The organism is Corynebacterium sp. NML98-0116, from assembly GCF_001767255.1.
GTDB lineage: Bacteria > Actinomycetota > Actinomycetes > Mycobacteriales > Mycobacteriaceae > Corynebacterium > Corynebacterium pseudogenitalium.
This window is the reverse complement of record NZ_CP017639.1, coordinates 1,175,189-1,189,186: the sequence shown is the minus strand read 5'-3', so window position 1 is coordinate 1,189,186 and position 13,998 is coordinate 1,175,189. Positions and strand designations below refer to the sequence as shown.

Genomic DNA, 13,998 nt, shown 5'->3' with positions numbered 1-13,998 from the left:
TAGAATGCCAGACCATGAATGCTCCCCAAATGGTTTCGCAGCTTCGCGCACGTATCGAATCGATTTTGCTGGTCGCGGACAATCCAGTCACGGTAGATGCATTAGCGTCGGCACTGGGGGCGGAGCTGGGAGACGTCGAGAAGCAGCTCGAGGACTGGTCCGAGGAATGCGAACTGCGCGGCAGCGGGATCGACGTTCGGCGGACAGCTGAGGGGTGGCGACTGTACACGCGACCAGAATACGCAGACGCCGTGGAGGCATTTCTGCTTGATGGTGCACAGACGAAGCTGAGCCGCGCGGCAATGGAGACACTTGCGGTGGTTGCATATCGCCAGCCGGTGACACGCACGCAGGTTTCCGGAGTACGCGGCGTCAACGTTGATGGTGTGATGAAAACGCTGACGCTGCGAGGGCTCATTGCCGAGGTTGATCCAGACGAGTCGACCGGCGCGCACCGCTACGTCACTACCGAGCTCTTTCTTGAGTTGCTGGGCATAGATTCACTTGAGCGACTGCCGAACCTGGCGCCATTGTTGCCTGAGATCGACGATATCGAGGAAGCATGGTAAAGGCTGCTACACTTGCGGTCGTTCGAAGAACTGTATAACTCGCAAAGAGAAAAGGACTCAAGATGAATCCTCCCGCTCGCCGAGATGGCATACCGGAACAAGGAAAGAACGAGCCGTTCTATCCTTCGTATGCGAAACCGGCACGTAAACAACATGTCAAGCGTGACAAGCGCGCCAAGGCTGCCAATGAGGCTCCGAACCCACTCGATGACAACTGGTGGGACGACGAAGAAACAAAGCAGCGCAAGAAGAACACCGACGGGATCCGTCTGCAAAAAGTGCTCGCACAAGCAGGCGTCGCGTCGCGACGGCACTCTGAGATTATGATTGATCAGGGGCGCGTTGAGGTCAACGGGAAGATCGTTACCGTCCAGGGCACCCGTGTGAATCCGAACGTCGACGTGATTCGAGTTGACGGTGCACGCATCAATGTAAATGAGGACTTGGAGTATTTCGCGTTTAATAAGCCGCGCGGAGTACACACAACCATGCAAGATGAGCATGATCGCGCCTCTGTTGGTGACTTCGTTGCTGAGAGAGTCGCTGCAGGTCAGCGTCTGTTCCATGTCGGGCGTCTCGACGCCGACACTGAAGGGCTCTTGCTGCTTACCAACGACGGCGAGCTTGCAAACCGCCTCATGCACCCGCGCTACGAAGTTCGAAAAACGTACTTGGCCACGGTACTCGGCGAGTTTAAATCCGCTGATGCTAAGCAGTTGCGCGACGGTATTGAGCTCGATGATGGTGTGGCGAAGGCAGACTACGTGCAGATCGTCGATGTGCACAATGGCCAGTCGATTGTTCGCGTCGAACTACACGAAGGCCGCAAGCACATTGTCCGTCGGATGCTGAAAGCAGCTGGTTACCCGGTACAGCGTCTGGTGCGAACGAAAGTGCACACGGTGCAGCTCGGCGATATGAAGCCAGGATCGATGCGCGCACTCAACTCATCCGAGTTGGCATCACTGTTCAAGGCGGTGGGGATGTAAATGGAGGAAACGATGTTGAGTAACCAGCCAGATAATGGTCTGCTGCTTGCAGTAGATGGGCCGTCGGGTACTGGCAAGTCGACAATGTGCCGAGCGTTAGCCAAGAAGCTTGACGCAAAGTACATCGACACGGGCGCGATGTATCGAGTTGCGACGTTGGCGGTGTTGGACGCCGGCGTGGATCCGGAAGACACTAGTGCAGTCATCGCTGCTACTGCTGATCTGCCGATGGAGGTTTCCGACGACCCCGATGACAAGGCTGTTATTTTGGGCGGCCGGGACGTCTCCAACGTGATCCGAGGAGCGGAAGTTACCAGTGCAGTTTCTGCTGTTGCCGCGATCCCAGAGGTCCGTGAAAATTTGGTGGCCCTGCAGCGTCGCCTCGCCTCTGAGGCGCATCGCGCCATCGTTGAGGGCAGGGACATTGGCACCGTAGTTTTGCCAGATGCACCGGCCAAGGTGTACATGACGGCGTCAGCCCAGGTGCGTGCACAGCGCCGGTTCGACCAGGACACAGCAGCAGGCCGCAAAGTAGAGTTTGAGAAGGTATTAGCAGACGTGGAACGTCGTGATGCCCTTGACTCCTCCCGTGAGACCAGCCCACTGAAGCCGGCTGATGACGCATTGATCGTAGACACCTCTGAGATGGCTCCTGAACAGGTGCTGGCGGCCCTCGTCGACGTGATTGAAAGGAGCAGCAAATGACCACAGGAGATTCCTTTCCACAGGATTTCAATGAAGCTGACTTCAACGATGCGGATTTCGGTGAGGCGGACTTCGGAGATCTCAACTCCGCTGAGGAGTACACCGAGGAAGAGTGGGCAGCCGTTGAGGAAGCGTTCGGCATCTTCAATCCTGACTACATCGAAGAGGCCCTACCGACGGTGGCCATCGTTGGACGCCCAAACGTGGGCAAGTCCACACTGGTAAATCGATTTATTGGGCGTCGTGAAGCCGTGGTCGAAGACCACCCTGGTGTGACTCGCGACCGGATCAGTTACATTACTGACTGGGGAGGGCGACGTTTCTGGGTGCAAGACACTGGTGGCTGGGACCCGGACGCGAAAGGCATCAACGCGGCTATCGCGCACCAGTCGGAAGCTGCTATGGAAACTGCAGACGTCATCGTTTTTGTGGTCGATTCCCACACCGGCATCACGATGTCAGATGAGGCGATGGCTCGCAATCTGCAGCGTTCCGAAGTTCCAGTCATTTTGGTCGCGAACAAGTTTGAGTCCGAGTCGCAATGGGGCGACGTTGCTGAGCTGTACGCGCTCGGCCTCGGGGACCCGTGGCCAGTCTCAGCATTGCACGGTCGCGGCGGCGCGGATGTACTCGACGAGATTCTGCGACTGTTTCCGGATGAGCCGCGCGCGAAGGACTCCATCACAGATGGCCCACGCGCAGTTGCGCTGGTTGGACGCCCAAATGTGGGCAAGTCGAGTTTGCTGAACAAGCTTTCCAAATCGAAGCGCGCCGTAGTCGACAACGTTGCAGGTACCACTGTTGACCCTGTTGATGAACTGATCCAGCTCGACGGCAAACTGTGGAAGTTCATCGATACTGCCGGGCTGCGGAAGAAAGTCAAGAATGCGCAGGGGCACGAGTACTACGCCAGCCTTCGTACCCGAGGCACCATCGAGGCAGCGGAGGTGTGCGTCGTGCTTATCGACGCCTCCCAGGAGATTTCTGAGCAGGACCAGCGAGTGATCTCCATGGTGCTTGAAGCAGGCAAGGCGATGGTCATTTGCTTCAACAAGTGGGACTTGATGGACGAGGACCGTCGTTACTACTTCGACCGCGAGTTTGATGAGATGGTCGGGCACCTCCCGTGGGTGACGAAACTCAATATCTCGGCAGACACTGGGCGCGGGCTGCACCGCCTTGAGCCGGCGATGGAGGAAGCACTTGAGAACTGGGATCGTCGAATCACCACGGGACAGCTGAACAACTGGCTGCGCGATGCGATTGCCGCAAACCCACCGCCGATGAAGAACAACCGGTTGCCGAAGGTCTTGTTTGCCACCATGGTTGGCACGCGCCCACCGACAATCGTCCTGTTTACCACGGGGTTCTTAGACGGCAGCTACCGCCGCTACTTGGAGCGAAAGTTCCGTGAGCAGTTCGGCTACCACGGCACGCCGATTCGGATCGCAGTTCGTGTGCGTGAACGTAACCCGCGGCGTCGCAAGTAGCATTATCTACGGCCGTACAGGAACGCGTCGGTCCTGTACGGCAGTGGTATAAGTTGGCCAGGATCGAATCCGAGGCGCTCATGCAGGTACCAGGTGAGGTTGTTCGTCATTTTGTCCCGAGTGCGCTGGTTTGCGCGAAGCCAATAGGAACGGGTCGCCATGAGCGTGAATAGCTGATCCGTCCGGATCGGTTGAATCCACGTTGTTCGTAGTTCCCGCTTGAGGTGCCAAGGCTCGAAGACAGTGGGGTAGAAGCCTTTGGTAAGCACATCGCCAGAGTGCATAATCTTTGCCAGACGTAGTACCCACGGATGCTCCACCTCGAGGGTGTTCCAGCATAAGAGAAGTTCGCCGTCATCTTTGCTGATTCGGGCAGCTTCTGCGCTAGCGAGGTGTGGGTCGACCCAGTGCCACGCTTGGGCGAAGGTGATGGCGTCGAAAAGCTTGGGTGCTGATGCGGTGCACTCGGCGGTTGCGCGCCATACTGGAAGCTCTGGGTGTCGGGCGCGCAGTGTATTCGCCATGTCTGGTGAAGGTTCACAGCAAGCAACTCGGTGCCCGGCGGCGTGCAGTTGTGCAGCAAAAATTCCGGTACCGGAACCAACATCTAAGACAGTGCGGACGACTCCGCGACCGGCAAGTAGCTCAACTACTGAGTCCGGATATGACGGTCTGACCGCATCATAAGTGTCTGCGCCGACTGTGAACGCGCGTGACGAATTCAGCCGGTGCTCACTGCTGTGAAACAGTGGTTGGTGCTTTCCGCTTGGCTTCATAATCAACTAACCTAACAACCTGTGACTGTCAGGAGAATCCGCGAGTGAACATTTCCAACACGATGAACCGGCGCTGGTCGGTGCGTACGGTGCTGCTCGCTGTGCTGCTTGGCTGCGCAGTCATGGCTGGCTGTAGTGGAGACAACGAGGAGCCGGAGGCAACCGATGCGCTGCCGAATCCCCTGCGTACAGTGGAAAACGGTAGTCGGCCTGACACGGTTGCGGAAGTCGAACCGTGGAGCTCTGCATCAGTCGAGTCACGGACGATCCCGGCTGGGGGACTGCAGCGCGAGTACATACTCTCGCTACCAAAGGGTGCACAGCAGCGAGAAGGTTTGCCACTCATACTCGTATTCCACGGTTACACGAGCACAGCTGCGTCGATGCAGCGCACGACGGGCTTTAACAACGCGGACGCGGTTGTGGCGTACTTGCAAGGTGTGAACAAGGCGTGGGCGCCGGCACCGTATGCAAATACGAATGCACGTCAGGACCTGGCATTCGCTGACGCCGTGCGGGCGCAGCTACAACAAGAGTTTCACACCCAACCTGCTCGTACATTCGCCGCAGGCTTTTCAAATGGAGGAGGGTTCGCGGAGTTCCTGAGCTGCCAGCGACCACAGGATTACACCGCAGTGGCGACTGTGTCAGCCGCCGTCTATGACGCGGTGCTTGAGGGGTGCTCGGCGATCCCCGTCAAACGCATCGACATTCACGGGACCGCTGACAGCGTCATTGACTACAGCGGAGGAACCCGGCACAAGACGCACTACGCTGGTGCGTATCAAGACGTTGAGCGAGAAGCCCGACGCAACCACTGCAAAGCCACTGGCGAGGAGGCGCCGAAACCAGAGTGGTCAGAAGCACTGCCCGGTGTAGCAAAAGCTGAATGGGTCGGCTGTGATGCGGGGCTTGTGCATTACAAAGTGGATGGCGGCAAGCACGAATGGCTTGGGCCTGGTACTTCGCCGGCATCGAATTTGCCGATCGGTTTTGCCAGTGAAGCAGTACTGGAGTTCTTCGGAATAGGGATGCAAAAGTGACTTCGGAAAAGTTGTTTCATCGCACCGCTGTGGTGGTGTATAACCCGACGAAGATTCGCGCTGCGGTTTTGGAGCGCTTTGTCGAACTCTACGCTGACCCTCGCCGCGAAATTTGCTGGGTACCCACGACAAAAGAGGACACGGCACTTGCTGGCTTCGCGACTGCACTCACCGAGGACGTGGACGTGGTACTCGTCGCGGGAGGTGACGGTACTGTCCGCCGCATCGCTCACGTCCTAGCAGACACCGGCATCAAGATGGGGATTATCCCAGTTGGTACCGGTAATCTACTTGCGCGAAACCTTGGCTTGCCATTGGATCCTGAGAGCGCGATACGCCGTGCGTTTACTGGAGAAGAGCACGCTGTGGACCTTTGCGAAGCCACAGTCACTCGGCGCGACGGCTCGCAGGAGACTTATGGGTTCACAGTCATGGCTGGAGTGGGCCTTGATGCGCAGATGGTTGAACGTACCAGGGAGGAATTAAAGCGACGCATAGGTCCGCTGGCATACATCGGCGGGATCGCACGATCGCTGGGCGGTGGTAACAGTGTGGAGGCTACCGTAACCGTCGACGACCATCCCTCGAACAGGCATCGCTTGCACACCATGATTTTCGGCAACTGCGGTGACTTGGTGAATAAAATCCCGCTGTTCCCCGATGCGCTCCCCGACGATGGCGAAATTGATGTCGTGGCGATGTCTCCGCGTGGACTTATCGGATGGTTGCTGATTGGCCTACGCATCGTGTTTAACACTCTGCGTGCACTCCTCGGTGGCGGGTGGCAGGGTATCCCAGCTCCGCAGATGGACTATTTCAAAGGACACACGATAAGCGTTTCTTTCGCTGCCCCCGAAGTATTCGAAGTTGATGGCGACACTATCGGATCGATCGAAGCAGCCACTATCCGGGTGATCCCACAAGCGTTGGTGCTGATGCGATAGATTCCGCTGCAGGGCCAATAGGGTTTCGGCATAATGGCGACATGATCTACTCATTTGAAGGTAAAACCCCGAAGATTCATCCGTCCGCATTCGTGTCCGATGAAGCCACGATTATCGGTGATGTCGAAATTGCCGAGGATGCCAATATTTGGCCCGGAGTGGTGATTCGTGGTGATGTTGGCGCGATTCGAATCGGTGAAAGGGTCAACGTGCAAGATGGATCAGTGCTGCACGTTGATGAGAACGGGAAGACCATTCTCGAAGCCGACGTGACCATTGGCCACCTTGCTATGGTGCACGGGTGCCATATTGAATCTGGGTGCCTAATCGGCATGAACGCGACCGTGCTGTCCGGGGCTCGCATTGGCAAGGGGAGCATCATCGCCGGTGGCGCAGTGGTGCTCGAAGGCCAACTGATACCTGAATTCTCACTCGCTGCAGGCGTACCGGCGCAGGTCAAGCGTGAGCTTGAGGAGTCAACCTACTCGGCACGTGAACGCCACGCAGCGTTTTATGTTGAGCTGGGGAAGCGCGCGGCGAGTGGGTTGGTACCGGTAGAACGTGCTGCAACTGAGTAGCTTACGAAAACTAAAACCCCGCTCAATCAGGAGTTTCGCCTGGTCAAGCGGGGTTTTTGTTGATAGTTGTCGGACTGACAGGATTTGAACCTGCGACCCCCACACCCCCAGTGTGGTGCGCTACCAAACTGCGCCACAGCCCGTTGCCTTCATCCGGCGAATACCGGAACAGCTCCGATAGTTTAGCGCACAGTTACTACAACTATGAAACCAGCTGTTAGAAGGCAGTGCCGTTGAGGTACACCCATGCGCCGCCCTCGCGAATGAAACGGGAATGTTCCCGCTGGGTGCCACTCGGGTGAAGGGCCTCGAAGCGGACCTCTCCGTAGGTATCCGTTGAGCCACCTTGTTCGGAGTGAAGAACTCGCAGCGCAATATATGGTTCGCCACCTGGTGGAAGCTCCAACGACGCCGGTCGAGTGCTCGAAGCCCAGGTGCGCAGCAAGTAATCCGCATCGCCGACGACGAACGCACTGTAGCGTGCCCGCATGAGCGATTCTGCTGTGGGAGCAGGTTTGCCTGCGTGCAGGGCGCCGCAGCACAGGGGATATGGGCGGTCGAGGCCACATGGGCAGCGTTTCACGTCAGCGCACCACGTCGATGGTTGTCTGCACCGAGGCACTGTGAACGTAGCCGTCGACGGTTGAGCGTTTGCCGGCCTCCATGAGCGTCTGGGCCTCGGCGTCGCTGAGGTCGCCGAATAACGTGATGTCACGTGTGAAGTGCCCCTCGCCGAGATGCGTGACCTCCACGCGCACGTCGTTGAGCGCAAGACCTTTCGCGGCGGAACGAATTGCCTGGGAACAAGATACTGCCAACGCGGACATGTACAAGCCTGTCGACGTCACGCCCTGGCCCTTGCCGCCAGCATTCTTAGCCCGGTCAGTTGCGATCGCACGATTAGAGGTGCGAACTACGTCACCATACTTCGTCCCGCGGGCTGAGTAGGAGACTGCGTTGGAGTCGCCGGTGGCATCCGGGACAAATTCGGGGGTGATGTATTGCATGACCCACGAGCCGATAATGTCGGCCGCACGCTGTGCGGTGCCTTGGCGCGTCAATAAATGATCGGCCTTGTCCAGCGCCATGAGTGACTTCGGGTAGCGGGTGAGGCTAAAAATCGACTGGGCGTTATCAATGCCTACCGTCACATCGATAGGCGAGTGGACCAGCAATAGTGGCTTGCGTAGTTTCGGCAGGTATTCTTCGGGATTCGTGTCGGCGAGATCCTCAAGGAAGTCGCGTGAAATGATGAGCTCCCTGCCACCGAGGATGACAGGGACATAGCCGTCGCGGTCCGCGTCACCAATCTTGTCCGCATAGTGCAACACCGAGTGAGCAGGGTCGAACGGCGCACCGACTGTCGCTACGGCTTTGAGCGTCTTTTTGAGATCGGGATGGGTCGCCGCTTTCAGTGCTGCAGCGCCCCCGAGCGAGTGGCCCATGATGAGCTGTGGCGCTTTGAACTCTTTGGCTAACCACTTTGCTGCAGCCACGATATCGTCAACGTTTTGTGAGAACGAAGTATCGGCGAATTCACCCTCAGATTGTCCGAGACCAGGAAAATCAAATCTGAGCGTTGCAATGCCGAACTCTGTTAACCGCTTGGAGATTCGCGAAGCACCAGGAGTATGTCTGGACCCCGCAAAACAGTGTGCGAAAATCGCGTAGGCTTTCGCCGGCCCGTCAGGCCGGTCAATCGTTCCGGCCATCATCTTGCCCGTCGACGACGGCACCTTCACGTTCAGCGATAGCATGTGGGCTTTCCTCCTGAGAACGGGGACGCATTCGGTGGTCTTTGTTTGAACAAGGATAGAGTACATTGACGTGAACGAGTGAGAAGCACTTACCATGTAGGCCAGGTAGTGCGAGAGGCAAAAGGCCACTTTTGCCGTGACGAAAGGTCGTATGAGGAATGGCTGCATTTGGCTGGTTTTGGAAAGCAATGGGTGCAACGTCCGAACGCAACAACAAGAAGTCGAAGGGGATCGTGGCGAAAGCCCACGAGCTCATCGCCGAGTTCGAAGCTCTTGACGACGCCGCGCTGAGCGCCGCTGTGCGTGACACCGTGCGTGACGGAGAGGTCGTCGACAAGCCTCGCTTCCTCGCAATTCTGTCGGTTGCCGCCACTCGAACCCTTGGGATGAACCCGTTCGACGTTCAAAACCAGGCGGTTTTGCGCCTACTCGAAGGCGATGTAATTCAGATGGCCACCGGCGAGGGCAAAACGCTCGTTGGAGCTATCGCTGCGACCGGTTTTGCGCTCACTGGTAAGCGGGTGCACCTCATCACTGTGAATAACTATCTCGCTGAGCGCGATGCCACGTGGATGCGGCCGCTTGTCGAGTTCTTCGGGCTCAGCGTTGCCGCTGTAACGGAATCGACGCCACGTGAACAGCGCGTAGAGGCATATCGATGCGACGTCGTCTATGCCCCGGTGACCGAGATCGGCTTTGATCACCTTCGTGACAATCAGATCACGCACCGCTCTCAAACCGTTCAGCTACCAGCCGAGGTCGCTCTTGTCGATGAGGCCGATAGCGTCCTTGTCGACGAAGCCCTCGTCCCGCTCGTCCTGGCTGGTTCTGAAGGTACGCAGCAGCCCACAGGCAAGATCACCGAAGCGGTCTCGCACCTTGACGAAGAGAAGGACTACGAAACTGATGCCGATGGTCGCAATGTCTTCCTTACCGAGGAGGGGGCGAAGAAAGTTGAACGTTTGCTCGGCATCGACTCGCTCTATTCCGATGAGCACATTGGCACCACACTTGTCCGGGTCAACCTTGCGCTACACGCTCGAGCACTGCTGATCCGCGACGTGCACTACATCGTCGAGGACGGCAAGGTGGCGCTTGTCGACGCCTCACGCGGCCGCGTCGCTGAACTGCAGCGTTGGCCTGACGGATTGCAGGCAGCAGTCGAGGCAAAAGAGGGGCTGAAGGTGTCCGAGGGGGGCCGAATTCTCGACTCGATCACGCTGCAAGCACTTATGCGTCGCTATCCGACGGTCTGTGGCATGACTGGAACCGCCGTAGAAGCCACCGATCAACTGCGTTCATTTTACGACCTGCACGTATCTGTTATTGACCGCGCAAATCCGTTGCAGCGATTTGATGAAGCCGACCGGATCTACGCAACGATGGAGGAGAAGAACCAAGCGATCGTCGAAGAGATCGCGCTGCTTCACACGAATGGTCAACCTGTTCTTGTAGGGACTCATGACGTAGCGGAGTCTGAGGCTCTCGCTGAGGCATTGAACGAGCGTGGGATCAGCGTGAACGTGCTCAATGCGAAGAATGACGCTGAGGAAGCACGCATTGTGGCTGAGGCTGGAGATTTAGGGCGGGTGACCGTGTCTACACAAATGGCAGGCCGCGGTACCGATATTCGTCTAGGTGGCGCTGACGAAGGAGATCACGACAAGGTTGCGAAGCTGGGTGGTCTCGCCGTTATCGGTACAGCACGCCATCGCACAGCGCGGCTCGACAATCAATTGCGCGGACGTGCAGGGCGTCAGGGCGACCCTGGCCTGAGCCTGTTCTTTGTTTCCCTGGAAGACGACATTGTTGTTACCGGGGGAGAGGATGAGCGTATCACCGTACATCCCGACGCGTCGGGACGCATCGAATCCTCGCGTGCACAGCAGTTTGTTGACCACTGCCAGCGCGTTACAGAGGGCCAGCTGCTAGAAATTCACTCGCAAACGTGGAAATACAACAAGCTCATCTCGGATCACCGTACAATCCTTGATGAGCGGCGAGCGTCATTGCTCGATACCGACGCGGCGTGGCGTGAGCTTAGCGAACGAGCACCGGAGCGCGCCACCGAGCTGGATGCCATCGATGCTGACAAACTACGGCAGGCAGCTCGTGAGATAATGCTCTACCACCTGGACCATGAGTGGTCTGAGTACCTCGCGCTCATGGACGATGTTCGCGAATCGATCCACCTGCGCGCCATCGCCCGTGAAACGCCAATCGACGAATACCATCGAATCGCCATTCGTGAATTTAAAGAACTAGCGAATCGTGCCGTAGATCAGGCCGTCGATACTTTCAGGAAAGTCGTGATTGATAACGATGGAGCACACCTCGAAGATGCTGGTTGGAAGCGTCCGAGTGCGACGTGGACCTACATGGTGTCGGATAATCCGTTGGCGGGTTCGGGGAACTCGGTGATCTCCGGGATTGGAAATATTTTCCGTTAATCCTCATGTTGAGGTTCAGAGCGTTACACTAGAACCGCAACAGCACGTTGACCCACAATTGGGTAATATTGCGATTTAGAATTTATTGACTTTCAAAAACACCGTCAGGAGTTTGGAATGGCCGAAAACAAAGATGCAGACATCGTCCAGGTCGAAACGACCTCCGTCTTTCGCGCTGACCTTTTGAAGGAGATGGAGAACGGCGCTGCTGCAGCCAACGATAACGTCACCAGCACGGAGAATTTGCCGGATGGTGTTGCGTTGCTCGTGGTGAAGCGCGGACCGAACGCTGGTGCAAGGTTCCTGTTGGACCAGGATGCAACCACCGCAGGTCGCCATCCTGAGGCCGACATTTTCCTTGATGACGTCACGGTGTCCCGCCGACACGCTGAGTTCCGCCGCGACGGTGACTCTTTCGAAGTTGTTGACGTGGGATCACTGAACGGCACTTATGTGAACCGAGAGCCAAAGGACTCGCAGGTGCTCTCCTCCGGGGATGAGATTCAGATTGGTAAATTCCGCCTGGTCTTTATCGCCGACGAAAAATAGTATTGTCCGTTTGTCTGCCCCTGCCCATTAGAAGAGATTAATCATCACCGTGAGTGCAATACGTCGAGCTGCTACAGAGCAAATGGGAGCCACCGTCGCCCCGTCAGGGACAAAGACCATGTCTATTGGTGTTGTCCTGAAACAGTTGCGGGAAGAGTTCCCTGATGTGACTGTGTCGAAGATTCGCTTTCTTGAGTCCGAAGGCCTGATCACTCCACAGCGCACTGCGTCCGGATACCGGCGCTTTACAAGTGATGATGTCGAGCGACTTCGCTACATCTTGGTTACCCAGCGAGACAATTACCTTCCATTAAAGGTGATCCGCGAGCAGCTCGAGGCCATGGATTCCGGTCAGGTTACCGCGATCATGAGCGCGAGCGAAGCTGATCCACTAGTTTCTCCAGATAGCTTCCGCGCACCAACTTCGACGCACTTGAGCGACCGAGACGTTGCCGAGCAGGCTCAAGCAGACCAAGAACTTGTCGACGAGTTTGTGCGTGATGGATTGATCGGTCCTGATGTGGCTGGTCATTTCACCGCCGACGACGTTCGCGTGGTTACTGCAGCCATGGCTCTAGCGGAATTCGGTTTGGATTCTCGCCACCTCAAGACGCTGCGGACTATGGCTCGTCGCCAGGCTGATCTCATCTCTCAAGTAACGGAACCCGTTGCGAAGTCCGGTAAGGAAAATTCAGCACAGCAGGCGGAAGAACTTGGACAGCAGCTTTCTGCCCTGGTCGTATCACTGCATGCTTCGCTGCTCAAGAATGAGCTGCGAAATTCCGGGCGCTGAGATGCGGTCGCTGAATTTGCTCGGGGTCTACCCGGTCGGCCCGGAACACTTTCTGTGCGCGTTGCTGCACACACCAGAGCAGAATCTATTCCTGCCAATTTGGCTTTCGCCATTTTCTGGAGGCAAACTGGCCGCGCTCATTGATGATGTAGGCCCCCTGAACCCGAGTATTTACGAAACGTATTTGGAAACGTTAAAGGATCTCGGCGCTCAAGTGCAGGCCGTGCGCATTGCGAGCTATTACGAAGGCGTGTTTCATGCCGAGGTGTTGCTGAGTACTGGCAGCAAAGTAGACACGAGCATGTCCGACGCGCTGCTTTTGGCTTGGACAGGGGATATTGCTCTCGAGGTTGACCCTCAGGTTTTGCGGCAAGCCGGCATACGGATTTCCGCGGCAGATGCGAAAGGTATCTTTGACCTTGATCTTCCCGTTGTCGAAGGGGACGCTGAAGACGGAAGTGTTTCCGCAAGCGGTGACCCAGAAGCAGACCGCGATTTTGAGCAGCTGATGAAGAGCCTTGGCGCGGATGATCTTTTTACTTCCGATGATGAAGATGGAGACGGGGCTGCCAACTAAACCTCCCTCAATGTAAAGTAAAGGTTGAGACTTCGGCGTGTCGGCCCGAGCTGATAGAGTCAAATGCCTAAGCTATCAGTACAAATACTGTTAGCCGAGACAATAGAAAACGGGAGTATGGAAAATGAGCGATCTGCAACAAGAGCTTGAACTTTCCGCAGTGGAAGGGCCTGTTCAGGAAACGCTGTTTGATATCGGGCCTTCTGACGAAGTGGGGTACCGAGTTCCGATTGCATGCCAGGTAGCAGGCATCACGTACCGCCAGCTCGATTACTGGGCGCGCACTGACTTGGTGAAGCCTTCAATCCGTGGCGCAAAGGGATCCGGCTCCCAGCGCCTCTACTCCTTCAAGGACATTCTGGTTCTGAAAATCGTGAAAGGTCTCTTGGATACCGGGATCTCACTGCAAAACATTCGCCTAGCCGTGGATAAGCTCCGTAACCGGGGTGTGAATGACATCGCCGAGATCACGTTGGTCTCTGATGGCGCAACGGTGTACGAGTGCCGCAGCAACGAGGAGGTCATTGACCTTCTCGGCGGCGGCCAGGGTGTTTTTGGTATCGCGGTCCCGCAGATTATGAAGGATCTGACTGGCACAATTGCTGACTTCCCAGCAGAAACCATCAATCCCGAACTCAATGACCCTCAGCCTGCCGGGTTCGATGAACTCGCAGATCGTCGCCGTCGTAAGTCTTCCTAGAGAGTTCTGAAAGGCTGCAGCCCCGCCGTTTACTCCCCGGCGGGGCTGCAGCCTTTCGTACTGCTGTGGGTCTAGCGC

General features: G+C 56.8%; 15 protein-coding genes and 1 tRNA gene. 12 read left to right on the top strand and 4 right to left on the bottom strand.

Annotated elements, in window-relative coordinates; genetic code table 11:
• The first annotated feature begins 14 nt into the window (after positions 1–14).
• The 4 genes from scpB (at position 15) to der (ending at position 3,753) form a co-directional block, all read left to right on the top strand.
• Entirely contained in the window at positions 15–569 is a 555-nt protein-coding gene (gene scpB, locus BJP05_RS05315; protein WP_070362500.1) for an SMC-Scp complex subunit ScpB, read from the top strand.
• A gap of 62 nt (positions 570–631) precedes the next feature.
• Positions 632–1,558 (top strand): pseudouridine synthase, encoded by a 927-nt coding sequence (locus BJP05_RS05310; RefSeq protein ID WP_070362499.1) that lies wholly within the window; start codon positions 632–634, stop codon positions 1,556–1,558.
• 12 nt (positions 1,559–1,570) lie between these two features.
• On the top strand, positions 1,571–2,263 hold the full coding sequence (cmk, locus tag BJP05_RS05305) for a (d)CMP kinase (RefSeq protein WP_070363526.1): 693 nt from the start codon (positions 1,571–1,573) through the stop codon (positions 2,261–2,263).
• On the top strand, positions 2,260–3,753 hold the full coding sequence (der, locus tag BJP05_RS05300; RefSeq protein WP_070362498.1) for a ribosome biogenesis GTPase Der: 1,494 nt from the start codon (positions 2,260–2,262) through the stop codon (positions 3,751–3,753). The genes cmk and der overlap by 4 nt, the downstream gene beginning before the upstream one ends.
• A gap of 2 nt (positions 3,754–3,755) precedes the next feature.
• Here the strand turns inward: der and BJP05_RS05295 are convergent, their stop codons facing one another.
• Entirely contained in the window at positions 3,756–4,529 is a 774-nt protein-coding gene (locus BJP05_RS05295; protein WP_070362497.1) for a class I SAM-dependent methyltransferase, read from the bottom strand.
• Between the two features lie 44 nt (positions 4,530–4,573).
• On the opposite strand from BJP05_RS05295, the gene BJP05_RS05290 reads away from it, so the two are divergent.
• From BJP05_RS05290 to BJP05_RS05280, 3 genes are read left to right on the top strand one after another with little or no spacing between them, the layout of a single operon-like run.
• Positions 4,574–5,572, top strand: coding sequence for a PHB depolymerase family esterase (locus BJP05_RS05290; protein ID WP_084028582.1), 999 nt, complete (start codon positions 4,574–4,576; stop codon positions 5,570–5,572).
• Positions 5,569–6,516, top strand: coding sequence for a diacylglycerol kinase family protein (locus tag BJP05_RS05285; protein ID WP_084028581.1), 948 nt, complete (start codon positions 5,569–5,571; stop codon positions 6,514–6,516). The genes BJP05_RS05290 and BJP05_RS05285 overlap by 4 nt, the downstream gene beginning before the upstream one ends.
• Positions 6,517–6,557: 41 nt before the next feature.
• Positions 6,558–7,094 carry a gamma carbonic anhydrase family protein gene (locus BJP05_RS05280; RefSeq protein ID WP_070362496.1) on the top strand — a complete coding sequence of 179 codons (537 nt, stop codon included), beginning with the start codon at positions 6,558–6,560 and terminating at the stop codon, positions 7,092–7,094.
• Positions 7,095–7,163: 69 nt separating this feature from the next.
• Here the strand turns inward: BJP05_RS05280 and BJP05_RS05275 are convergent.
• The 3 genes from BJP05_RS05275 to BJP05_RS05265 form a co-directional block, all read right to left on the bottom strand.
• Positions 7,164–7,237 (bottom strand) — tRNA-Pro (locus tag BJP05_RS05275).
• 74 nt (positions 7,238–7,311) lie between these two features.
• The gene (locus BJP05_RS05270) at positions 7,312–7,677 is read right to left on the bottom strand and encodes a YchJ family protein (protein ID WP_070362495.1); all 366 of its coding nucleotides are present in this window, start codon (positions 7,675–7,677) and stop codon (positions 7,312–7,314) included.
• 1 nt (position 7,678) lies between these two features.
• The gene (locus BJP05_RS05265; protein ID WP_070362494.1) at positions 7,679–8,851 is read right to left on the bottom strand and encodes an alpha/beta fold hydrolase; all 1,173 of its coding nucleotides are present in this window, start codon (positions 8,849–8,851) and stop codon (positions 7,679–7,681) included.
• A gap of 158 nt (positions 8,852–9,009) precedes the next feature.
• On the opposite strand from BJP05_RS05265, the gene secA2 reads away from it, so the two are divergent.
• From secA2 to BJP05_RS05240, 5 genes are all read left to right on the top strand, one after another.
• Positions 9,010–11,301 carry an accessory Sec system translocase SecA2 gene (gene secA2, locus BJP05_RS05260; protein WP_070362493.1) on the top strand — a complete coding sequence of 764 codons (2,292 nt, stop codon included), beginning with the start codon at positions 9,010–9,012 and terminating at the stop codon, positions 11,299–11,301.
• A gap of 117 nt (positions 11,302–11,418) precedes the next feature.
• Positions 11,419–11,850 (top strand): oxoglutarate dehydrogenase inhibitor Odhl, encoded by a 432-nt coding sequence (odhI, locus tag BJP05_RS05255; protein ID WP_070362492.1) that lies wholly within the window; start codon positions 11,419–11,421, stop codon positions 11,848–11,850.
• Positions 11,851–11,899: 49 nt separating this feature from the next.
• Complete coding sequence (locus BJP05_RS05250) at positions 11,900–12,643, top strand: MerR family transcriptional regulator (protein ID WP_370296056.1); 744 nt, start codon at positions 11,900–11,902, stop codon at positions 12,641–12,643.
• Positions 12,618–13,220: a bifunctional nuclease domain-containing protein gene (locus BJP05_RS05245; protein WP_168156182.1), complete on the top strand. Its 603-nt coding sequence runs from the start codon at positions 12,618–12,620 to the stop codon at positions 13,218–13,220. Before BJP05_RS05250 ends, BJP05_RS05245 begins: the two co-directional genes overlap by 26 nt.
• A 124-nt stretch (positions 13,221–13,344) precedes the next feature.
• The gene (locus BJP05_RS05240; RefSeq protein ID WP_070362489.1) at positions 13,345–13,920 is read left to right on the top strand and encodes a MerR family transcriptional regulator; all 576 of its coding nucleotides are present in this window, start codon (positions 13,345–13,347) and stop codon (positions 13,918–13,920) included.
• Positions 13,921–13,998: the final 78 nt, after the last annotated feature.